At 49.5% G+C, this 21,771-nt stretch carries 18 protein-coding genes; 12 read left to right on the top strand and 6 right to left on the bottom strand.

The genetic code is table 11. The features are described 5' to 3' along the window. Nucleotides 1-34: 34 nt before the first annotated feature. Nucleotides 35-1,402, bottom strand: coding sequence for a peptidoglycan DD-metalloendopeptidase family protein (locus tag ACO0LB_RS00225; RefSeq protein ID WP_423045323.1), 1,368 nt, complete (start codon nucleotides 1,400-1,402; stop codon nucleotides 35-37). Between the two features lie 245 nt (nucleotides 1,403-1,647). Here ACO0LB_RS00225 and tyrS point away from each other — a divergent pair, with 245 nt between their 5' ends. The 10 genes from tyrS (at nucleotide 1,648) to ACO0LB_RS00175 (ending at nucleotide 10,751) form a co-directional block, all read left to right on the top strand. Further along, the gene (gene tyrS / locus ACO0LB_RS00220) at nucleotides 1,648-2,913 is read left to right on the top strand and encodes a tyrosine--tRNA ligase (protein WP_423045321.1); all 1,266 of its coding nucleotides are present in this window, start codon (nucleotides 1,648-1,650) and stop codon (nucleotides 2,911-2,913) included. After that, nucleotides 2,910-3,365: a D-aminoacyl-tRNA deacylase gene (gene dtd, locus ACO0LB_RS00215; protein ID WP_423045319.1), complete on the top strand. Its 456-nt coding sequence runs from the start codon at nucleotides 2,910-2,912 to the stop codon at nucleotides 3,363-3,365. The genes tyrS and dtd overlap by 4 nt, the downstream gene beginning before the upstream one ends. A 76-nt stretch (nucleotides 3,366-3,441) precedes the next feature. Further along, nucleotides 3,442-4,095 carry a histidine phosphatase family protein gene (locus ACO0LB_RS00210; RefSeq protein ID WP_423045318.1) on the top strand — a complete coding sequence of 218 codons (654 nt, stop codon included), beginning with the start codon at nucleotides 3,442-3,444 and terminating at the stop codon, nucleotides 4,093-4,095. A 393-nt stretch (nucleotides 4,096-4,488) separates the two neighbouring features. Then, nucleotides 4,489-5,499 (top strand): tRNA dihydrouridine synthase DusB, encoded by a 1,011-nt coding sequence (gene dusB / locus ACO0LB_RS00205; protein ID WP_423045317.1) that lies wholly within the window; start codon nucleotides 4,489-4,491, stop codon nucleotides 5,497-5,499. Between the two features lie 86 nt (nucleotides 5,500-5,585). Then, entirely contained in the window at nucleotides 5,586-5,819 is a 234-nt protein-coding gene (locus ACO0LB_RS00200) for a helix-turn-helix domain-containing protein (RefSeq protein ID WP_110258221.1), read from the top strand. An 87-nt stretch (nucleotides 5,820-5,906) separates the two neighbouring features. Continuing rightward, a complete protein-coding gene (gene purH / locus ACO0LB_RS00195) occupies nucleotides 5,907-7,472 on the top strand; it encodes a bifunctional phosphoribosylaminoimidazolecarboxamide formyltransferase/IMP cyclohydrolase (RefSeq protein WP_423045315.1) in 1,566 nt (521 codons plus the stop codon). Between the two features lie 34 nt (nucleotides 7,473-7,506). Beyond that, nucleotides 7,507-8,049, top strand: a complete 543-nt coding sequence (gene ruvC / locus ACO0LB_RS00190) for a crossover junction endodeoxyribonuclease RuvC (RefSeq protein WP_423045313.1) — start codon at nucleotides 7,507-7,509, stop codon at nucleotides 8,047-8,049. Between the two features lie 92 nt (nucleotides 8,050-8,141). Then, entirely contained in the window at nucleotides 8,142-8,723 is a 582-nt protein-coding gene (gene ruvA / locus ACO0LB_RS00185; protein WP_423045311.1) for a Holliday junction branch migration protein RuvA, read from the top strand. Between the two features lie 11 nt (nucleotides 8,724-8,734). Beyond that, the gene (ruvB, locus tag ACO0LB_RS00180; protein WP_423045309.1) at nucleotides 8,735-9,793 is read left to right on the top strand and encodes a Holliday junction branch migration DNA helicase RuvB; all 1,059 of its coding nucleotides are present in this window, start codon (nucleotides 8,735-8,737) and stop codon (nucleotides 9,791-9,793) included. Nucleotides 9,794-9,875: 82 nt separating this feature from the next. Beyond that, nucleotides 9,876-10,751 (top strand): 2-keto-4-pentenoate hydratase, encoded by an 876-nt coding sequence (locus ACO0LB_RS00175; RefSeq protein ID WP_423045307.1) that lies wholly within the window; start codon nucleotides 9,876-9,878, stop codon nucleotides 10,749-10,751. Nucleotides 10,752-11,046: 295 nt separating this feature from the next. Here ACO0LB_RS00175 and ACO0LB_RS00170 read toward each other — a convergent pair whose 3' ends face one another. Together ACO0LB_RS00170 and ACO0LB_RS00165 are read right to left on the bottom strand one after the other, a co-directional pair. After that, entirely contained in the window at nucleotides 11,047-12,072 is a 1,026-nt protein-coding gene (locus tag ACO0LB_RS00170; RefSeq protein ID WP_423045305.1) for a porin, read from the bottom strand. A 388-nt stretch (nucleotides 12,073-12,460) separates the two neighbouring features. Next, on the bottom strand, nucleotides 12,461-13,597 hold the full coding sequence (locus ACO0LB_RS00165; protein ID WP_423045303.1) for a porin: 1,137 nt from the start codon (nucleotides 13,595-13,597) through the stop codon (nucleotides 12,461-12,463). Nucleotides 13,598-13,936: 339 nt separating this feature from the next. On the opposite strand from ACO0LB_RS00165, the gene coq7 reads away from it, so the two are divergent. Next, nucleotides 13,937-14,581 carry a 2-polyprenyl-3-methyl-6-methoxy-1,4-benzoquinone monooxygenase gene (gene coq7 / locus ACO0LB_RS00160; RefSeq protein ID WP_423045301.1) on the top strand — a complete coding sequence of 215 codons (645 nt, stop codon included), beginning with the start codon at nucleotides 13,937-13,939 and terminating at the stop codon, nucleotides 14,579-14,581. Between the two features lie 334 nt (nucleotides 14,582-14,915). Next, nucleotides 14,916-16,586, top strand: a complete 1,671-nt coding sequence (locus ACO0LB_RS00155; protein ID WP_423045298.1) for a methyl-accepting chemotaxis protein — start codon at nucleotides 14,916-14,918, stop codon at nucleotides 16,584-16,586. Here ACO0LB_RS00155 and ACO0LB_RS00150 read toward each other — a convergent pair. The 3 genes from ACO0LB_RS00150 to thiE all read right to left on the bottom strand — a co-directional run bounded on the left by ACO0LB_RS00150 (nucleotide 16,566) and on the right by thiE (nucleotide 21,699). Further along, nucleotides 16,566-17,831, bottom strand: a complete 1,266-nt coding sequence (locus ACO0LB_RS00150; RefSeq protein WP_423045296.1) for a putative Na+/H+ antiporter — start codon at nucleotides 17,829-17,831, stop codon at nucleotides 16,566-16,568. The genes ACO0LB_RS00155 and ACO0LB_RS00150 overlap by 21 nt on opposite strands. 358 nt (nucleotides 17,832-18,189) lie before the next feature. Next, entirely contained in the window at nucleotides 18,190-20,496 is a 2,307-nt protein-coding gene (locus ACO0LB_RS00145) for a UvrD-helicase domain-containing protein (protein ID WP_423045294.1), read from the bottom strand. A 576-nt stretch (nucleotides 20,497-21,072) separates the two neighbouring features. Beyond that, nucleotides 21,073-21,699 (bottom strand): thiamine phosphate synthase, encoded by a 627-nt coding sequence (gene thiE / locus ACO0LB_RS00140; RefSeq protein WP_423045292.1) that lies wholly within the window; start codon nucleotides 21,697-21,699, stop codon nucleotides 21,073-21,075. Nucleotides 21,700-21,771 lie beyond the last annotated feature (72 nt).

The raw sequence follows: 21,771 nt of genomic DNA, 5'->3' as shown, positions 1-21,771 counted from the left end.
GAACCACAGTTCGGCCTTTTACCTTCCATCAGAATCAGCGCGATGCCAGGCGCATCGTTTCTGTCTGACGTTCAGGACGTAACAGCGCAAAGCGATGCGTCATATCGGCGGCAACCATTTTAAAGCGAGACATATCAGCGCTCGCCAGTGGTGGTGCATCAGGTACGCTGACCGACATCGGGTCACGTGGTTCGTTATTGACACGGAATTCATAATGCAGATGCGGGCCGGTGGACCAACCTGTCGTACCGACATAACCAATCACTTCTCCCTGACTGACTTTGCTGCCTTTGTGAATGCCAGGTGCGAAGCGGCTCATGTGAGCATAAGCGGTACTGTAATTCGACCAATGCTTGATCACGACCAGATTGCCGTAGCCGCCACTGACACCGGCAGATTCCACGACACCATCACCTGAGGCGCGAATAGGCGTACCTGTGACAGCAGCAAAATCAACGCCTTTATGTTGTTTCCACTGACCGGAAATCGGATGCATACGCATCGAAAAACCAGAAGAAACCCGGGTAAATTCCAGCGGTGACTTCAGAAAAGCCTTTTTGAGCGACTTTCCATCAAAACTATAATAACCACCCTGGCCACCCGCATCATCAAACCAGACTGACTGATACAACTTGCCTGCATTCGTGAACTCGCCAGCCAGAACACGACCGGTTTTAATCAATTCGCCGTTTTGCCAAAAGCTTTCGTACACGACATTAAACTGATCGCCACGCTGCAATTTACGAAAATCAATATTGGTTTCAAACATCCCGACGATTTGCGACGAGATATTGTCGGCTATGCCAGCTTCATCGGTCGCCGCAAACAAAGAGGAGCGGATATTGCCAGAAGCCATTTCGATCCGACGTTCCAGAACAGCGCTGGTGTCTGCTGAGACTAACTTACCGGAAGCGTCGCGACTGATCACGATATTGCGCGTCGGCTTATCGTTGTTGTCAGTCAATGTCGTCTGCAACCATTCAAGTTCACCCTCGTCATTGGTTTTGGCACGCACGGTCTTGTCTGCGCGCAACTGCATAATATTGCGTGCAATATTGTCAGACTTGATGAAATTGACCGCCTCGTCGTCGTCAACACCCAGACGCAGTAGTAATACGCCCAGCGTATCGCCACGATGAACGGTTTCTTCACGAATGAAATGATGTTCATGCTCTTCTATGGCAGCAATCTGATCATCGATTTTGGGGAGGTCCAGCTGTTGTGTGATCTTTTTCACGGGCAAATCCGCGGCATCGGGCGCCATCGGCGCTACGCCCACTGCGCCAAATGCGCAAACGGCAAAAAACAATGCGGAAACGGAAACCAGGCGGGATAAGCGAGTGGTGCCAAACAACAGTCTGCTACCAGAAGCTAAATGAAGGAATTTATCTGTTGGACGCATGCAATAAGTTAAAATTGACTGTTTTTATCGAAAATTCGAGGTCGTTGCCGGATAAAATTCATTCAAAAAGATATTTAAATGACAAAATCAACGGCAAACACAGGACAAACAAAGACGGGATTATAAAGCAAGTGCTTACCATCCCATGATTTAACCAACACCCAGAATTTGGCAAAACGCTGATTATGGATTCAGAAGCGGAATTCGACCAGCGGTGTTACAAAAAAACTTGATGTAAATTAAAAATGACTTCTGCAAACAATTCCTCCACTCCCCGCGACAAAAATATCCCTGCAACCCTGCCTTTGAGCGATGCTGTGCAACATGCTTTAGCGGTCGCCAAGCGTGGTGTCGACGAGCTACTCATTGAGTCCGAATTTGCGCAAAAACTGGCGCGCAGTGAACAAACTAGCAAGCCTTTGCGCATCAAACTAGGACTGGATCCAACCGCACCCGACCTGCACCTGGGTCACACGGTCGTGCTGAATAAGATGCGTCAGTTGCAAGATCTTGGGCACAACGTAATTTTCCTGATTGGCGATTTTACTTCTATGATCGGCGACCCGTCCGGCCGCAATGCCACGCGCCCACCGCTGACACGCGAACAGATCGAAGAGAATGCGCAAACGTATTTCAAACAGGCAAGTCTGGTGCTGGACGCGACAAAAACCGAAATCCGCTACAACTCAGAATGGTGCGATCCACTGGGCGCACGCGGCATGATCCAGCTATCGTCCAAATACACCGTGGCACGCATGATGGAACGCGATGATTTTACCAAGCGCTTCAAAGCCGGTACACCGATCTCGATTCACGAATTCCTGTATCCATTGATGCAAGGCTATGATTCCGTCGCCCTGCAATCTGACCTGGAGCTGGGTGGTACAGATCAGAAGTTCAATCTGCTGGTAGGTCGTGAATTGCAAAAAGACTATGGGCAAGAACCGCAATGCATTCTGACCATGCCTTTGCTGGAAGGTCTGGACGGCGTGGAGAAAATGTCCAAATCGAAGAACAATTACATCGCCATCACCGAACCGGCTAACACTATGTTCGCCAAAGTCATGAGCATTTCCGACGATATGATGTGGAAATACTATGATTTACTGTCTTTCTGCTCGATCGAGCAAATTGCGGCATACAAGAAAGCCGTGGCAGAGGGCCAGAATCCGCGTGATATCAAAGTCGCTCTGGCGCAGGAAATCGTCGCTCGCTTCCACAACAAGCAGGCTGGTGAAGATGCACTGGCGGATTTCGTGAATCGTTCCAAAGGTGGCATTCCGGACGATATTCCAGAAGTCACGCTGGCAGGTGCACCACTCGGTATCGGCCAATTGCTCAAGCAGGCGAATCTGTGCGCCTCCACCTCAGAAGCGCTACGCATGGTCGAGCAAGGCGGCGTGCGTATCGACAGCACTGTGATCAGTGATAAAGGTCTGAAAGTCGATGCCGGCACCTTTGTACTGCAAGTTGGCAAACGTAAATTTGCCCGCGTGACACTGGCAGCATGATCGCCTTATTGCAGCGCGTCAGCCACGCCAGCGTAGTGGTGGATGGCGCAGTTATCGGTGGGATACAAGCGGGGCTGATGGTGCTGGTCTGCGCAGAACGCGGGGACACCGAAAAAGAAGCGGATGCCCTGCTGAGCAAATTGCTCAGCTACCGGGTTTTCAGTGACGATGCCGGCAAAATGAATCGCAGCATCCGCGATACGCAAGGTGGCTTGCTACTGGTGCCGCAGTTCACGCTGGCTGCCGATACCCAGTCAGGTACCCGCCCGTCATTCACACCTGCTGCACCGCCCGAAGTCGCCAAACAGTTGTTTGATTACTTCGTCGCGCAGGCTCGCGTGCAACATGCAACGGTAGAAACCGGCCAGTTCGGTGCAGATATGAAGGTCTCGCTGACCAATGATGGCCCAGTCACATTCTGGCTGAAAACAAAAAGGCAAACTGCGTCGTAATCTGTGCCACAACATACGCCAGCATATGCCAACCTATATCAACGCCTGCTAATGCCAATCAACGGCCATTGAAAACATGACAGAAATCCTCCTGATCCGGCACGGCGAAACCGCCTGGAATGCCATTAAGCGCTTGCAAGGCCATCTCGATATTCCGCTCAATGCCGAAGGAACTCGCCAGGCAAAAGCCTTGGCCGCCGCCCTGCAAAATGAAAAAATTGATGCCATTGTTTCCAGCGATTTACAACGCGCTATTCAGACCGCTGGAGAAATTGCACGCCTGCAAGGCATCAGCACCCGCATTGACGCGGGCTTACGCGAGCGCTGCTACGGTGGTTTTGAGGGGCAACTCTACAGCGAGATTCCCCATCTGTTCCCCGAAGCATATGCTGCATGGAAATCCCATGATCCGGACGCAGAATTTCCACCTGGTGAAAATACCGGAGAAACTACCCGCCGTTTTCATCAGCGCGTGATAGAGCATATTGATCACTACGCAAGACAATTCCAGAATCAGAAAATTGCCCTCGTTGCGCATGGTGGCGTATTGGAATGCGCCTACCGCGAAGCCATGCAGCTACCGCTGAATGCGCCACGTGAGGTCACCATTTTCAATGCCAGCATTAACCGCTTCCATTTCGACGGTCAACGGTTGCAATTGGTACAGTGGGGAGATATTGCGCATCTGGATGCAGACGATACGCTGGACGAAATCAATCAACCGAAATAAGCTTTAGCAGGCAGCCCCCTCTGCTAAAGCTGCCGGTATCCCCAACACATATCACAACCTGCTCACTGGACACAGCAAGATGCAACAACAGGGGTGTTTTTCTTCGCCCCCCCTTAAATGATAAACTGATACACATTCCCTATTGATTTCTGTATTAGCATGACTCGTTACAATCACATGCTACAGCGTCGATTTCTGCCAAACCCCGATTAGCCACTCATCAAAAACAGTCACTTCATGGCTGCATCCAGCCCAGCGCCGATGTATTAAAAGGCAATGAAAAATAATTATTTATCACGATAAATAATCTCTTTTTTAGAATGAATTATGCCAATTATTTAGGCAACTTTCAGGTAGAATAGCGCTTCTCCAAAATTCCCCTGTCAGCGCATCGTGCAAATCGGCTCTTACCTTCTGCGAAATAATCTGTTTGTAGCTCCGATGGCAGGCGTGACCGACCGACCGTTCCGTCAGCTATGCAAGGAACTGGGTGCAGGCTACGCGGTATCAGAAATGGCAGCCTCAAATCCCAAGCTATGGGAAACTGAAAAATCGACACGCCGTACCAATCACGAAGGTGAGATGGAACCCAAGGCCGTGCAGATTGCCGGTGCTGATCCACAGATGCTGGCAGATTGTGCCAGGCACAATGTGGATAAAGGCGCTCAGATCATCGATATCAACATGGGCTGCCCGGTCAAAAAAGTTTGTAACGCCTGGTGCGGTTCCGCATTACTGCAACATGAAACGCTGGTCGGTGAAATCCTTGACGCCGTCGTTGGCGCAGTCGATGTGCCAGTCACGCTGAAATTCCGCACTGGCTGGGACCGTGCACATAAAAATGCACTCACCATCGCCCGCATGGCCGAGACCGCCGGCATACAAATGCTGACCCTGCATGGGCGCACTCGTGCAGACGGCTACAAAGGTGACGCTGAATATGAGACGATCTCCGCAGTCAAGTCAGCGGTGAAGATTCCCGTCGTGGCGAACGGCGACATCACCACGCCAGAAAAAGCCCGCTACGTGCTTGAGGTCACTGGTGCCGATGCCATCATGATCGGCCGCGCAGCACAAGGCCGACCGTGGATTTTCCGCGAGATCGAGCACTTTCTGAAAACCGGTACACATCTGCCACCACCACTGATTGCGGAAGTTCGGGAATTAATGTTGCAGCATTTGCAGGCACATTATGCATTTTATGGTGAATACCTCGGCGTACGAACGGCGCGCAAACACATAGGCTGGTATGTACAAGACCTGAGCGGTGGTGAAGAATTTCGGCAACAGATGAATCTGCTCACTGACTGCGAAGAACAACTGGCAGCAGTCAGTCATTTTTTTGATTGCATGGCTGGGGAACGGTTACAATACCGCCCCTTTGAAGAAAAACTGGCAGCGTAAAACCAGACTGATTGTTTGTCTTACATCCTCCTGCCGACAGGCAGATTTACGCACCACCCTGCATAACCGAACCACATAAAAACAACATGAGCAAAGATAGTATCCAAGACGCCGTTCATAAAAACCTGGAAAAGTATTTCCGCGATCTGGGCGAGCAACCTGCTTCCAACATCTACGACATGGTGGTACTCGCTGTCGAAAAACCGATGCTGGAAATGGTGATGACACGCGCCTCCAGCAACCAGTCGCAAGCTGCTGATATGCTGGGTATTAACCGCAATACCTTACGTAAAAAATTACAGCAGCACGGTTTACTGTAATTTTGCTGCAGTTTTGCTGCATTTTTGTTGCATGTCATCGATATCCATCGCAGCCTGACACCGATTTCCTTACTTAATGAAAACATCATGATCAAACAAGCTCTTATCTCCGTCTCCGACAAGACCGGCGTGCTCGATTTTGCACGTGAATTGTCAGCACTCGGTGTCAAACTGCTGTCCACTGGCGGCACTGCCAAACTGCTGGCAGACAATGGTCTGCCTGTCACCGAAGTAGCCGATTACACTGGTTTTCCAGAAATGCTGGACGGTCGTGTGAAGACGCTGCACCCGAAAGTTCATGGCGGCATTCTGGCACGCCGTGATTTTCCTGAACATGTTGCAGCACTCGAACAACACGGCATTCCTACCATCGATATGGTGGTGGTGAATCTGTATCCATTCCAGCAAACTGTCGCCAAGGAAGAATGCTCACTCGAAGATGCGATCGAAAACATCGACATCGGCGGTCCAACGATGCTGCGCTCCTCCGCAAAAAACCATAAAGACGTGACAGTGATTGTTGATCCTAGCGATTACGCGATCGTGTTGGCAGAAATGAAGGCGAATCAAAACGTCGTCAGCTACGACACCAAATTCACTCTGGCAAAGAAAGTGTTTGCCCACACGGCACAATACGATGGCGCAATTACCAATTATCTGACTAGCCTCGGTGAAGATAAAGCACACACGACGCGCAGCGCGTATCCACAGACACTGAATCTGCATTTCGAAAAAGTGCAGGAAATGCGTTATGGCGAAAACCCACATCAGTCTGCAGCGTTTTACCGCGACTTCAAAACAGTCGCCGGAGCATTGGCAAATTACACGCAATTGCAAGGCAAAGAACTTTCTTACAACAACATCGCTGACTCTGATGCTGCGTGGGAATGTGTGAAATCGTTCAAAGAATCTGCCTGCGTGATCGTGAAACATGCCAATCCTTGTGGCGTCGCGTTGGGCGCAACTCCATTCGAGGCCTATAGCAAAGCACTGCAAACCGATCCGACTTCTGCATTCGGCGGCATCATCGCATTCAACCGTGAACTCGATGGCAAAGCGGCAGAAATCGTCGCCAAACAATTCGTTGAAGTACTGATCGCACCGTCGTTCACTGCCGAAGCAAAAGCGATTTTTGCGGCGAAACAAAACGTCCGTTTGCTGGAAATTACTCTGGGTAACGAAGTCAATCAATACGATGTCAAACGTGTCGGCGGCGGTTTGCTGGTGCAGGCACCGGACTCGAAAAACGTCTTGCAGGAAGAATTGCGCGTGGTCTCCAAGCTGCAGCCAACTCCACAACAAATGGCAGACATGATGTTTGCGTGGCGTGTGGCGAAATTCGTCAAATCAAATGCCATCGTCTTCTGTGGCAACGGCATGACGCTGGGGGTCGGCGCAGGTCAGATGAGCCGCATTGACTCGGCACGCATCGCCTCCATCAAAGCGCAAAACGCTGGCCTGACACTGACTGGTTCAGCGGTCGCATCGGATGCATTCTTCCCGTTCCGTGACGGTCTGGATGTGGTGGTGGATGCGGGTGCGACCTGCGTGATTCATCCGGGTGGCTCCATGCGTGATCAGGAAGTCATCGACGCAGCGGATGAACGCGGCGTGGTGATGGTCTATACTGGCACTCGTCATTTCCGTCATTAATCAAACGCCTTGCTCTTCGCGGGGCAAGGCAAGCATGAAAATATTAGGTATCGACCCCGGCCTGCGCACTACTGGCTTCGGGGTCATTCACAAACAGGGCCAGAAGCTGACATATATCGCTTCCGGCACCATCAAAACCGTTGAAGGCTCTCTGCCCGATCGACTCAAGACGATACTTTCAGGTGTCTCTGAAATCGTCAGCACCTATCGTCCCGATTGTGCGGCCATAGAAAAAGTCTTCGTGAATGTGAATCCGCAATCGACATTGTTGCTAGGACAAGCACGTGGTGCAGCCATCTGCGCACTCGTTTCTGCTGATCTGAGCGTGGCAGAATATACCGCACTACAAGTAAAACAAGGCGTGGTCGGTCACGGACGGGCAAAAAAGGAACAGGTGCAGGACATGGTACAACGTCTGTTGATGTTGTCCGGCACACCTAGCCCCGACGCCGCAGATGCACTTGGCGTTGCGATCTGCCATGCACATAGCGGTGAAGCCTTGTCTAACCTTGCCAGTATTGCACCAGGCCTGGCTAAAAGAGGGCTACGCGTCAAAGCAGGTCGCCTGATAGGCTAAATTTCATACAAGTATTTCGCACAACGATACTCGTCAAGCTGATCTGAATCGTTTACTATCACTGCTTATTCATACAGTATGAAAGCAGTCTCATGATAGGTCGCATCGCAGGCATCCTGATCGAAAAAAATCCCCCACAATTGCTGATCGATTGTCAGGGAGTGGGCTATGAAGTCGATGTGCCCATGAGCACGTTTTATCATCTGCCACCGTTAGGTGAAAAAGTCGCTTTACTGACCCATCTTGCCATTCGTGAAGATGCACATGTACTGTTTGGTTTTGGCACTGCCGAAGAGCGCGCCACATTTCGCCAACTCGTGAAAATCAGTGGCGTTGGCGCACGTACAGCACTCTCTATTTTATCCGGAATGTCCGTGGCCGATCTGGCACAGGCCATCAGCCTGCAAGAAGCTGGAAGACTGACCCGGGTACCCGGCATTGGTAAAAAAACAGCAGAACGCCTGCTTCTGGAACTGAAAGGAAAACTTGGTGCCGATCTGTTTACCGCGCAGGCCGCCATTGCATCGGGAGATCACAGCCCAGATATTTTGAACGCCCTGCTGGCACTTGGGTATTCTGATAAAGAAGCGACGTTGGCCATGAAAGCGATTCCCAAAGATGCTGGCGTGTCTGAAGGTATCAAACTTGCACTGAAATCCTTGTCTAAAGGCTGAAAGACAACGCAATGAGCATACAGACTGACGATCTTTCTGGTTTTTCAGAGCCACGAATCATTACGGCAACAACCGTATCTTCCAACGAAGAAGCCATAGAACGCGCGTTGCGTCCAAAGCAACTGGATGAATATGTCGGCCAGGAAAAAATCCGTAGCCAGTTGGAAATTTTTATCACGGCAGCACGACAACGCGGCGAGGCACTCGATCACACCTTGCTTTTCGGCCCTCCGGGTCTGGGGAAAACAACTCTGGCACATATTATTGCCAGAGAAATGGGTGTTAATTTACGTCAAACGTCAGGCCCGGTACTGGAACGCGCTGGTGATCTGGCCGCCCTGCTGACGAATCTGGAAGCGAACGATGTACTGTTCATCGATGAAATCCACCGGCTGTCGCCTGTCGTCGAAGAAATTTTATATCCGGCACTAGAGGACTACCAAATCGACATCATGATCGGTGAAGGCCCTGCTGCCCGCTCCGTCAAACTTGATCTGCAACCATTTACACTCGTTGGTGCCACCACGCGCGCCGGTATGCTCACCAATCCTCTGCGCGATCGCTTTGGCATCGTTGCACGGCTGGAATTCTATACACCAGAACAACTGACCCGCATTGTCACCCGCTCGGCAGCTTTGCTGAACGCACCAATACATGAAGATGGAGCACGTGAAATCGCCAACCGCGCGCGTGGCACTCCGCGTATCGCCAACCGATTGCTGAGACGTGTACGCGATTATGCAGAAGTGAAAGGTAATGGAGAAATCTGTAAACCTACCGCAGATGCTGCCTTGCATATGCTGGATGTCGATACGGTGGGATTCGATCTGATGGATAGAAAACTGCTGGAAGCCATCTTGTTCAAATTTGGCGGCGGACCGGTCGGCTTAGATAATGTTGCCGCCGCGATAGGCGAAGAACGCGACACAATCGAAGATGTTCTTGAACCTTATTTGATACAGCAAGGTTATTTACAAAGAACACCACGTGGCAGAATCGCTACTGGTATGGCATATCAACATTTTGGCTTACCTATACCCAATACGACACAAGCAGATAACAATTCCTGATGCGCTGTTGTTGATATTTGCTGTTGGCTTGCTTTAACGCTTACACTTTATACATTCTCTATTTACAGTCATGTCCAGCCCTATGCTATCGACATCCCAAGCTGAACAGTATGCCTACCAATTTCTTGAAACCCGGGCGCGCTCAGCATTCATGATGCCGTTGAGTATCGAAACTGAATCGAATGGACTGGACCATATGAAAGGATCAAGTGGAGTCAATGGATTGACTATTGATGAGGCCTATCTGATCATGCAACATCTCGACAGAATCAGAAAAGACGAGGGTGAGATCGCGATAGGACGTAAGCTCGGCTTTACCAATCGCAAATTATGGCCGAAATATGGGGCTAAAGAAGCTATTCATGCGCCGATCTGGAGCACACTGTTTGACTCTACAGTGCGCTTTCTCGAGCATGCAGTGACTTATCAAAGCCTGGAAGGTGCTGTGCAGCCCAGAATTGAACCAGAAGTTGTATTCAAACTTGGCAAAACTCCTGATCCCGATTGCAATATAGAGGAACTGGCCGATTGCCTGGAGTGGATGGCGCATGCCATAGAAATAGTCGTCAGTCCGTATCCTGAATGGAAGTTTGAAGCGGCTGATGCGGTCGCCGCATTTGGCCTGCACGGCACTTTATTGATAGGAGAGCCGAGAATGCTTTCCAGCGCCAGTCGGCAGCATCTGAGCGAGATGCTGGCAAACGCCAGTATTTCCTTATCTTGTGACGAATCTCTGCTAAGTGCCGGTTACGGCAGTAATGTTCTGGACAGCCCTGTCTACGCAATCTGGCATCTGCATCAACTACTGAAGACGCAAGCCAATTTTCCTCCCTTACAAGCGGGGGAGTTGATTACAACAGGTACATGGACAGATGCTTATCCAGTGAGCGCAGGCCAAGTATGGAGTACCGCATTTTCAGGCGTACAACTGCCGGGACTCACGGTACATTTTGTATAACTAAGCGATAGATAAGAACTTGTTTGTCAGCACGATCACTAAGGTCGCCGTGACTCTTGCATCATATTCAAATACTTCACCAATGAAGTATTTGGGAAAATCCTAGCCTGCCGCATTTCAATACTCTGCTCAGAATCAGTAAATTAACTTTACCTGAGGCTGATTTGGTTTGAATTTGAATTTGAATTTGAATTTGAATTCATTCAATTTTCAGCCATTCAATAAAAAAAGCACCCGAAGGTGCTTTTTTTATTATCTTCATTTCATAATCAAACAGGCTTACACCTGCTTAATATTAGAAAGAATGAAGGATACCTACGTTGAACAAGCGATCTGTCAAACCGTTACCTGCTGCTAAACCAGCTTGGTTAACGTTCGCATCATTCGTATTGCGAGAGAATGATGTGTACAGATTTGTACGCTTGGACAATGCATGTGTGAAGCCAACTGCCAATTGTGTGCTTGTATTGCCTGTAGCAACCAGATTGTTAGTGGAACGTGCTGCCGTTGCCAGGAAGCTATCAACTGTAGTAACAGGAACTGTTACGCCAACCATGTAGCCTTTTTGATCAACTGTATTAGTGTCTGATGTGTCTTTAGAGTAACCAACAGCTGCTTTAGCTACGCCGAAATCATAAGTAGCACCAACCAATACGGATTTCAAACCGTTACCAGCAACGTCGTTTTGTTTGTAGTACACAGCGCCAACATACAATGGGCCTGCTGCATATTGACCGCTGATACCAACGGAACGGTTTGCAGATGTATCACCAGCAACTTCGCCGAAACCGTACAAAGCACGTGCGCTGAAACCAGAGATATCATTAGATTGATAGCTAATACTGTTATTTACACGCCATGCGCTAGCGGACAAGAAACCGAAAACACCGCCAGTAGATGTTGACACGCCTGCGGAACCAGATGTGAATCCCAGATCAAATGGATCAACTGCATCAAAGAAATAGAATTGTGGAGTGTATTGGCGACCAGCTTTTACTGTACCGAAATCACCTTGCAAGCCAACCCAAGCTTGACGGCCAAATGACAAACCGCCTTGAGATGCGCCTGTATCAGCAAGGATACCCATTTCCAAAGCAAAAATCGCTTTCAAGCCGCCGCCCAGATCTTCAGTACCTTTGAAGCCCAAACGGGAACCTGCTTGTTCGCCTGAATCTAATGCAGTTTTAGAGCCAGCTTTGCCACCATTATTTTCATTTTGGATGGCCATGTCGACAACACCATACATAGTGACATTTGATTGCGCCTGCGCTGTACCTGCGATAGCTGCTAAAACAGACAGAGCGATGAGTGATTTTTTCATTATATATTTCTCCAAAGGATTTCAGTTTGAAATGCACTACATTAAGCCTGAGACACGCAGCGAACTGATTGAAGATTTCTGCACGAAACACGCCAATACTTTTTAAACAAATAAAACTGCTAAAAAGAAGTTAACGTATTTGACCAAAAATGACATTGGACAGCCAAGTTAAATCGGGGATTGGCGACATATGCAGGTTATTTTTGTCGTTTTAATGCAACAAAAATTGCATTTTATGCAATTTTTCACCTGAAAAATGGTTTTTTTAGAAACAGAAATGGAGGTTGGCGGAAGATTTGTGACGATCTAATGAAAAAGCTAAATGATGAAGGCTACCCACAGGGCAGCCTTCATCTTGTTTCAGGTAATCACTTCAGGCTAATCAAGATCAGAATGCGTGCAATACACCCACTGCTGTACGGGTTGCATGGCTGTTACCTGCACCAATGATACCCAGAGCCAGAGAAACGTCTTGCGCTGCTACAGAACCTGCTTTTGCGTATGTCAGAGATGCGTAAGCAGTTGTGCGTTTGCTGAATGCATATTTAGCCATACCAATGTATTGATCAGCTTTCCCGTCGATATCGCCAGAGCGTTTTGTACCATAGTAAGCAGCAGTCAACGTTGTTTGTGCAGACATCAGATAATCCACGCCCAGGCCGACAACTTTGATCTTGCGGTTGTTAGCGCTAGGAAGTGCATCAATCTTGATGTTGCCATCAACTGTGTCTTGCGCATAAGTCGCACGCAGTACAAAAGCTGGGTCTACTTTGTATTTAGCACCAGCAGCCCATGCTGTCAGAGTTGCTGTGTTAGCGGCATCTTTCATTCTTGCGTAAGCAAGCGCTGCACCGTTAGTGCCATCCGTAAAGAAGCCAGAAACACCAGTGTAAGAACTCGCACCTGTGTCGCCCGCTTTTTCACCAAAGCCGTACATCAATGCGCCACCGAAACCGGACATTAATGGAGATACGTATTTGATAGAGTTATTCTGACGCAATGCAGTACCGCCTTGGTTAGTACCAAAGCCACCGTAAGAAGCACCGGAATTCATCGCACTGAACATCACGTTCGGGTTGCTGCCTGCATGTGCCAAGCTGATAGGATCGGCCATACCAACAGAGTCCACACCCAGAATATTGTTACGACCCAGAGTCACGGAACCGAAGCTGCCAGACAAACCAACCCAAGACAAACGATCAAACAGGGAAGTATTGTTACCTGCCTGATTAAACACGTTACCACCGAAGCCTGCACCAGCTGCGCCAGTGTCGTTAGCCAGTGTGCCTTCGAGATTGAAGTTGGCTTTCAGACCGCCGCCCAGATCTTCAGAACCCTTAATACCCCAACGGGAGGTCAGCAGCTGACCAGCATCCATTGAGACCTTGCTGCCACCTGTCGCAGTCTGGTTAGTTGTGTAGACAGTTGCAGCATCGATAATGCCGTAAATTGTGACTGAAGATTGAGCCGAAGCTGTTGCTGCGAATGCACTCAGAACTGCAAAAGCGAGAAGCGTTTTTTTCATTTAAAGTCTCCGTGGTTGTTGTAATTATTGGCTCGTCAAAAGCTGCTTGCGAACCATGTATGTCTGTTTGTATCTGTTTCAGTCTTGTTATAACTTCGAAACCTGCTGATTAAGAAGCTTGATTCCATTGAATCAAATAAGAAGATTTTGGGCAAAGAGAATTTGTGAACGATCGTCTTTAAACAAATTTAATGTGGTGTAAGCGCAACAAACACACCATAAAAAATGATCAAAATTACATTTAATGAGGTTTTTAATTACATTTTTACCATGTTTAAATTGGTGGCAGGCATGTTGCCGCTTGTTTACAATATAAATAAATTGTTCACTACAGAAATTATGTCTACGTTCATTTCTTCTTTTATTCCTGATCGCCTCATCATCGGCATTGATCGCGCCTTGCGTACGGTTTCTGGACAGGCTCAGGCTGGTCGCGCTAATCCAGCTATTTATATAGAGGAAGCCAATTTGTCAGTTGAAGAGCAGGCACTCAGTGCAGGCCTGATGCGCGTCAATCATGTGGGTGAAATCTGCGCTCAGGCGCTGTATGACGCACAAGCTGCATTTTCGACGCAGCCCGACATCAGCAAGCAATTGCACGAGGCTGGAAAAGAAGAAGAAGATCACCTTGCATGGACTGCAAGTCGCCTGAAAGAATTGAATTCTCATACAAGTCTGTTAAATCCACTGTGGTACATAGGCGCATACGCATGCGGTGTCGTCGCGGCTAAATGCGGTGACGCTGTGAGTCTAGGATTTGTAGTCGAAACTGAACGCCAGGTCGAAGCGCACTTGGCCAGCCACTTGGACAAACTGCCTCAGCAAGACCATAAATCGCGCGCGATTGTTGAACAGATGCGGGTCGATGAAATTGCTCACGGTGCTGCAGCGCAATCGCTTGGGGCCAGTAATCTGCCACTCCCTGTTCAGCACGGTATGAAACTAATGGCAAAAGTAATGACAGGAACGGCCTACTACATTTGAACTGGCCGCTTGCCAGCGATGCTGCCGTGCAAAAAAGCAACAACCCCGACCGCATATTAATCTGCCTGACATCGCTTTTATGGCATCGGTTCTCGATGGCAACGGGCAGGCATTTGCAACATTATGTGAACTATTGCGATATTAAGGAATGCGTAATATTCCATCCGTAGAATTAATTCGATTCCTTGACACAGTAAATTTATGTTTTAATTAAGTATCTACTAAGTATTTACTAAGTAGCAGCATTATTTTGTGTTCAAGTTCTGACGATTGTTCGTACCAGGGATACAAAACATGCGTACCCCTTGTCAATGTAAACATTAAGGGGATCTTCATGCGCAATAACCAACCTGTCACTGGAGTAGAAACAATTATGCGCGATGGTCAGTCGATCGTTTCCACGACTGATCTGAAAGGCAACATCACCTACTGCAATCCCTACTTTATCGAAATCAGTGGCTTTGAAGAAGAAGAACTGATCGGTGCACCACAAAATATTGTCCGCCATCCCGATATGCCAAAAGAGGCTTTTGCTGATTTATGGGAGACCATCAAATCTGGCATGTCCTGGACCGGATTGGTCAAAAACCGTTGCAAAGATGGCTCTCACTACTGGGTCAATGCCAACGTCACTCCAGTGATAGAAAGTGGCAATGTAGTGGGCTACATGTCAGTCCGTACCAAGCCCAGCCGCGCAGACATCGTAGCGGCAGATGCGTTGTATACGAATATGCGCAATGGCACTGCGGGCAAAGTCAAATTACATCATGGCAAACTGATTTCCACCACCTGGCTGGGACGACTAAAAGCAAGCATGCGCATGCCTGCCAGTACGAAATTAGCCACATCGATGACCATCATTTTACTGATTGTACTGACATGGGGTGTTCTGGATATACGTCAGGCGGGCGTCACTGTTTTTAATATAACGGGCCTGGTATTAAGTGTGTTTGTCGTTTTATATTTGTGGCATTTTGTTCAAAACAAATTGATAGCACCAATTCACAATGCCTTATTGGCTGCTCAAAGCATGGCAGGTGGCGACCTGACCAGACAAATGGCTGCAGGTGACGAAAGCGAAATGGGACAGTTGATTCAAGCATTACGCCAGATGAATGTGAATATGGTTTCCATCATCGGCGATGTCCGGTCGAACGTGCAATCAATCTCAGTTGGCACCCGCGAAATTGCCGATGGCAATATGGATTTGTCTGGACGCACAGAATCACAGGCATCGAGCCTGCAGGAAACGGCTGCCAGTATGGAGGAATTCACTTCAACGGTCAGACAAAATTTTGAAAATGCCAACGAAGCCAACAAACTGGCCAGTGCGACCTCTGCAGTCGCCCTCAAGGGTGGGGAAGTCGTTGCACGGGTTGGTGTCACCATGCATGAAATCAGTGACTCGGCAAAACACATAGAAAATATTATCAGTCTGATTGATGGCATCGCCTTCCAGACCAATATTCTGGCGCTAAATGCCGCAGTAGAGGCAGCACGTGCTGGTGAACAAGGTCGTGGCTTTGCAGTGGTCGCCAGCGAAGTGCGGAATCTGGCACAACGCTCAGCCAGCGCAGCCAAAGAAATTAAAGCGTTGATCGATGACTCCGCCAGCAAGGTCGAAACCGGCAATAAACTAGTTGAAGAAGCATCGAAAACAATGTCTGAACTGGTGGACTCTGTTCAACACGTGACACACCTGATTCACGAAATCAGTGCTGCCAGCAGTGAGCAAAGCGATGGTGTGGATCAGATGAGTAGTGCCATCACCCATATTGATGAGGTCACTCAACAAAATGCCGCGATGGTAGAAGAAGCCGCGGCATCCGCAGCAAACCTGGCCGATCAGGCGTCTCGCTTGCAAAAAGCAGTCAGCGTGTTCAAGCTCGACAATGCCAAGGATCAGCGCATCAAGCTAGCCGTTGTGATGCCTAAGCGCGCCACCAGAACGACGGCACACGCGCTGGCAGATCATTCGAGAAAGTCAGGCTACCAGGAAGAATAAAGCTGCAACTATCGTCGGAATAATGGCCGCCCGGAACAACCCCAATGGACTAATCGCCCGCTCGTGAAAATAGTCTTTTAAAATCGCAAAACCGGCCGGATTGGGGGCGTTCGCAATCACCGTCAAACCACCGCCGGTGACTGCGCCGGAAACCAAAGCGTATTTGGCAGCGTCTGGCAAACCCACCACCAACGATCCCAGATACGTTAATGCCGCATTGTCAGTCACGGCAGTCAGGCCAACCGCGCCAAAAAACAGCACTGCCGTATTCATGCCGGCCAGCAACGGTTGCAGCCACCAAGCCTGCAATCCACCTAACACGACCAATCCCGCCAGGAAAAAAGCCACCAGCAAACCTTCCCGCAACATGAGTTTGCTCTGATATTGTTGATACGCTTCTGTAAAACCCAGAAAAAACAAGAACAGCCCCATAAACACCACAGGGTAATGTGCAAACCAGACCGTCGCTGCTAAAAACAGATAATGGACAAGCATGACGGAATACGGAAGCGGGCTCTGATCTTCGCTGCGCGATTGCTCAACCGCCAAAACGAGTAAATCCTTCCTGAACCAGAATGTCGCCAGAAATGCATTCAACAGCACGGCACAAGTTGCTTTCCAGCCAAACATCTGAGCCATATACGCCATGTTCCATCCCCATTTTTCTGCCACCATCAGTACCGGCGGCGCAGCAAATGAGGTAAGCACACCACCGATAGAGACATTCACAAATAATGTACCCAGCGTCATATACTTGAGTTTTTCGGGAATCGCTTTTGTATAAAACCGATTTCGCAACATCAGGGCAGCGAGCGTCATTGCTGCCGGTTCTGTCACCAATGAGCCCAATAATGGAATCAGCGACAGGTACAAGAAATAGCTGGCGATCTGTTCAGGGACTGGCAACATCGTCGCAATGCGGGAGACCAAACGCTGCACTGACCACAGCACAGGCTGCGTACCAGCGATCACCAAAATGACGAAGACAAACATCGGCTCTGTAAAATTCTGATTTTCCAGATAATGAATGGCTTCTTTTTGCCCGGACATCAGACTGATGACACCCACCAGAATCAATGCCCAAAATCCGAACACCACTTCCACTTCTCCCAGCAAATGCCAGAAGCCTGCATGGTGTTTGCTCTGATGGGCCAGATGAAGAAAAAATTTAACGGAAAACGTGTGTAATACCGCCAGCGCAAATAACGCAGCGGCAATCATGGGCAACCATTGTTCTGTATTCATGTTGTGCTTTCATCCGTGATATGCGTGGCATACGTGATACGCGTAATATGCGTAATAAACATATCGTTCTTATTCATCTTGCCTGAGTAGCGCTATACCCGATTTTTCTGCCGTATCCGATCACCAGATTGATCCGATTGAAGTCTCACAGGACTGACACAATTTGATCCAGGCAAGGCATGGCGACGAAGGCTCTATCGGCTTGTATTTGACTTGTACTTGTCCTGTCCGTGACTTATACGGCAATGGTACAAAGCGCTACAACGTTGTAGCCACACGCTGCCAGTGCGGTGTCGTGTCTGTCCCGTATCAATAGCGCAGACAACGCTGACCAATCAGCGTTGCCCCATACGATAAACTATATTTTCTCCAGCTTGGCTACACTCAGATCAAGCAACTTCATACCAAATTTGCCGAAATTAATATGTGCGCGGGATTGACTGCCACTACCCTCGATGTCCACAATCACGCCTTCGCCAAACTTGGCATGCGCCACCGATTGGCCGATACGCCAGCCATTACCGCCGCCACTTTGGCTGCCTTGCTGACTCCGTTGGCTGATACTCTGTGCAATCTGGTTAGCACCTGCAGAAGGATGATCATCCCATGCCGATTTTTTATTGCCAAACCATTGCGGTTGTATTTTGGGCGACAGCCATTTCAAAGATTCTTCCGGCAATTCGTCCAGAAAGCGCGAGCGCATGTTGTAACGCGTCTGTCCATGCAGCATGCGGGTTTGCGAAAAACTCAGATATAAGCGTTGACGGGCGCGGGTAATCGCCACGTACATCAGACGCCGTTCTTCTTCCACGCCGCTGTCTTCCTGCGCGCTGTTCTCATGCGGGAATAAACCCTCTTCAAGACCAGTGATAAATACCGCATCAAATTCCAAGCCTTTGGCGGAATGCACCGTCATTAGTTGCATCGCATCCTGCCCGGCCTGCGCCTGATTGTCGCCCGCTTCCAGCGAGGCATGCGACAAAAAGGCCGACAATGGCGACATCACCGTGGGCAAAGCCGCATCAGCATCGATGATGACATTGCCGTCACCGTTCTCCAGCAAAATGGTATTGGCAGATGCCGGGCCAGTCAGCGCCGGGGCATCTTTGCCAAAGCCCTCTTCCGACACAAACAGACTCGCCGCATTCACCAGCTGATCCAAGTTTTCTATGCGGTCTGCGCCTTCTTTTTCGGTCTGGTAATGCGTCTTCAGGGTACTGAGTTCGATCACGATCTGCACCATCTCTGGCAAAGGCAGATACTGGGTTTCAAAGCGCGCACCTTCGATCAGTTTAATGAAAGCCGCCAATGATGATCCTGCTTTACCGCCGACATACGGCACCGCCGCATACAGTGAGCAGCCATGCTGTTTAGCTGCATCCTGCAACTGCTCCAGAGAGCGCGCACCAATGCCCCGGGTAGGAAAATTCACCACCCGCAAAAAGGCGGAATCATTGTGCAGGTTATCCATCAACTGCAGATACGCAATCGCATGTTTGATTTCGGCTCGTTCAAAAAAGCGCTGGCCGCCATACACACGATACGGAATATTCGCGCTGAACAAGGCATGTTCTATCACGCGCGACTGGGCGTTCGAGCGGTACAGAATGGCGATTTCACTGCGCGGCAAACCTTCACGGATCAGATTTTTTGCTTCTTCTATGATCCAGTTTGCCTCCTGTATATCGCTGCTGGCTTCCATCACGCGCACAGGTTCGCCATGTCCGGCATCGGTGCGCAGATTTTTGCCGAGACGTTTGCTGTTATTCGCAATCAGGATATTTGCACTATCCAGAATATGGCCATGCGAGCGGTAATTCTGTTCCAGCTTGATCAGATTCTGCACTTCAAACTCGCGTTCAAATGCCGACATATTGCCGACATTTGCACCGCGGAAAGCGTAAATACTCTGGTCGTCATCGCCGACCGCAAACACCGCAGCGCCACGGCTGCTACCGGCACCGGCCATGAGTTTCAGCCATTTGTATTGCAGATCATTGGTATCCTGAAACTCATCGACCAGTATATGTTTGAAGCGAGCCTGATAGTGTTCGCGCAAAGGTTGATTGCGGCTGAGTAATTCATACGTGCGCAATAACAACTCGGCAAAATCGACCACGCCTTCACGCTGGCACTGGGCGTCATACAGATCGTACAGCCCCACCAGTTTGCGATTGAAATCATCGTAAGCGTCGACCTGCGCGGCCCGCAAACCCTGATCTTTGGCGCTGTTGATGAAATACATCAGCGTCTTCGGCGGGAATTTTTCGTCGTCGATATTATTCGCTTTCAACAAGCGCTTGATGAACGACAACTGATCGCCGGAATCGAGAATCTGAAACGTCTGTGGCAAGCCGGCATCGCGGTGATGCGCGCGCAACAGGCGATTGCACAGACCATGAAAAGTCCCTATCCACATGCCACGCGTATTGATCGGCAACATCGCCGACAAGCGTGTCAGCAATTCCTTGGCTGCCTTGTTGGTAAATGTCACCGCCAGCACGCCCTGCGGAGACACCTGGCCGGTTTGTATCAGCCACGCAATGCGGGTCGTCAGCACGCGGGTTTTGCCGGAACCGGCACCCGCTAAAATCAGCGCCGACTGCGCCGGCAAGGTCACAGCAGCTAGCTGTTCTGGATTGAGATTGTGAAGTAAATTTTGCATAGGCAGATTATACGGGAGAGCACTCCCGCACCACCGATTCCGCCGCAACAAATCATCTGCGACACCCACGCCTGCCTAGTGCAAGATACCCGATCACATTGACGGATACTGACTGATGATATTGGCATCCAGCATGATGCTATGTCGCCTGAAAACAGATACTCCCCACCATTTCAGGCAATATCGCGCCAATGTCGTTAATAAATAAGGCATGAAAAATAATACTAAGGGGGAGTATATTTAATCTCCAAAATGGCGAATATTGACAAAAACAACACAAAATCGAAATATGACCGGGATGTGGCAGACGATATGTTGCCGATATCCGACCAATATCCGACTAACATCCAGTCGATATAGCATCGGGATGGCAATCAGTATGGGATCAGCGACGCGACGATCAGCGAAACGATGAAGCCGCCAATCATGTCGCCACAACGCGATAATGACACGATGGCGACACGGCCATCACAAGTCCACCAGGAACCGGGAACGACTCAACAAGGACATAAGCATCAATCATCTACAATCAGCTACCAAGGAGCTGCAACAACCCACATCAAACAACATGCATACTCATTGCGCAGGACGGAACAAAGCGACGAATTCCTGTGCGGCGCGACAGGGATCATGCGCATTATAGACACTGCTGATCGCAGCCACCATCGTGGCGCCAGCCGCCACCAACGGTTTTGCATTTTCAACAGTCATGCCGCCAATCACCACATTCGGTACGTGCACCATCGGCTTCGCGTCACTCAGAATAGACACTGGCGTCGTCACCGGATATTTCTTCACTCTTGACGGATAAAAACCGCCAAACGCCACGTAACTCGCCCCGGCGGCCTGCGCAGCAAGCGCCAATGACAGATCGCCGTAGCAGGAGGCACCTACAATCAAATCGTTGCCGACCTGCTGCCGGACCTCGGCCACAGACGCATCCGTACCGCCAACATGCACGCCATCGGCTTGTATCGCCAGACACAATTCCACAAAATCATTAATGATGAACGGCACACCGTAGCGGCGGCACAATGCCTGCAACGCCAGTGCCTGAGTTTCACGCAGAACAGCATCTGCAAATTTATGACGATACTGCACCAGCGCTGCGCCCCCCAACAAGGCTTGCTCAGTGACGGATAACAGTTGATCCGTATCATCCCAATCCGGGGTGACAATATAAAGACCTGAAAGTGTTTGCATATCCCTACCCTGCTTTTTATCTTGTTGAGGACTTACCCAAAACTGCCCCAGCAGCGTTATGGCTCCTCGTCG

The sequence above is a fragment of the Undibacterium sp. SXout7W genome, from assembly GCF_049339385.1.
In the GTDB taxonomy this organism is placed as follows: Bacteria; Pseudomonadota; Gammaproteobacteria; order Burkholderiales; family Burkholderiaceae_D; genus Undibacterium.
The sequence above is the reverse complement of the archived record's forward strand: the minus strand, read 5'-3'. Positions and strand labels throughout refer to the sequence as shown.

What these genes read in the sequence shown, in the direction of transcription:
- ACO0LB_RS00225 (WP_423045323.1), bottom strand. Translation starts at nt 1,402, where the DNA reads ATGCGTCCAACAGATAAATTCCTTCATTTAGCTTCTGGTAGCAGACTG.
- tyrS (WP_423045321.1), top strand. Translation starts at nt 1,648, where the DNA reads ATGACTTCTGCAAACAATTCCTCCACTCCCCGCGACAAAAATATCCCT.
- dtd (WP_423045319.1), top strand. Translation starts at nt 2,910, where the DNA reads ATGATCGCCTTATTGCAGCGCGTCAGCCACGCCAGCGTAGTGGTGGAT.
- ACO0LB_RS00210 (WP_423045318.1), top strand. Translation starts at nt 3,442, where the DNA reads ATGACAGAAATCCTCCTGATCCGGCACGGCGAAACCGCCTGGAATGCC.
- ACO0LB_RS00200 (WP_110258221.1), top strand. Translation starts at nt 5,586, where the DNA reads ATGAGCAAAGATAGTATCCAAGACGCCGTTCATAAAAACCTGGAAAAG.
- purH (WP_423045315.1), top strand. Translation starts at nt 5,907, where the DNA reads ATGATCAAACAAGCTCTTATCTCCGTCTCCGACAAGACCGGCGTGCTC.
- ruvC (WP_423045313.1), top strand. Translation starts at nt 7,507, where the DNA reads ATGAAAATATTAGGTATCGACCCCGGCCTGCGCACTACTGGCTTCGGG.
- ruvA (WP_423045311.1), top strand. Translation starts at nt 8,142, where the DNA reads ATGATAGGTCGCATCGCAGGCATCCTGATCGAAAAAAATCCCCCACAA.
- ruvB (WP_423045309.1), top strand. Translation starts at nt 8,735, where the DNA reads ATGAGCATACAGACTGACGATCTTTCTGGTTTTTCAGAGCCACGAATC.
- ACO0LB_RS00175 (WP_423045307.1), top strand. Translation starts at nt 9,876, where the DNA reads ATGCTATCGACATCCCAAGCTGAACAGTATGCCTACCAATTTCTTGAA.
- ACO0LB_RS00170 (WP_423045305.1), bottom strand. Translation starts at nt 12,072, where the DNA reads ATGAAAAAATCACTCATCGCTCTGTCTGTTTTAGCAGCTATCGCAGGT.
- ACO0LB_RS00165 (WP_423045303.1), bottom strand. Translation starts at nt 13,597, where the DNA reads ATGAAAAAAACGCTTCTCGCTTTTGCAGTTCTGAGTGCATTCGCAGCA.
- coq7 (WP_423045301.1), top strand. Translation starts at nt 13,937, where the DNA reads ATGTCTACGTTCATTTCTTCTTTTATTCCTGATCGCCTCATCATCGGC.
- ACO0LB_RS00155 (WP_423045298.1), top strand. Translation starts at nt 14,916, where the DNA reads ATGCGCAATAACCAACCTGTCACTGGAGTAGAAACAATTATGCGCGAT.
- ACO0LB_RS00150 (WP_423045296.1), bottom strand. Translation starts at nt 17,831, where the DNA reads ATGAATACAGAACAATGGTTGCCCATGATTGCCGCTGCGTTATTTGCG.
- ACO0LB_RS00145 (WP_423045294.1), bottom strand. Translation starts at nt 20,496, where the DNA reads ATGCAAAATTTACTTCACAATCTCAATCCAGAACAGCTAGCTGCTGTG.
- thiE (WP_423045292.1), bottom strand. Translation starts at nt 21,699, where the DNA reads ATGCAAACACTTTCAGGTCTTTATATTGTCACCCCGGATTGGGATGAT.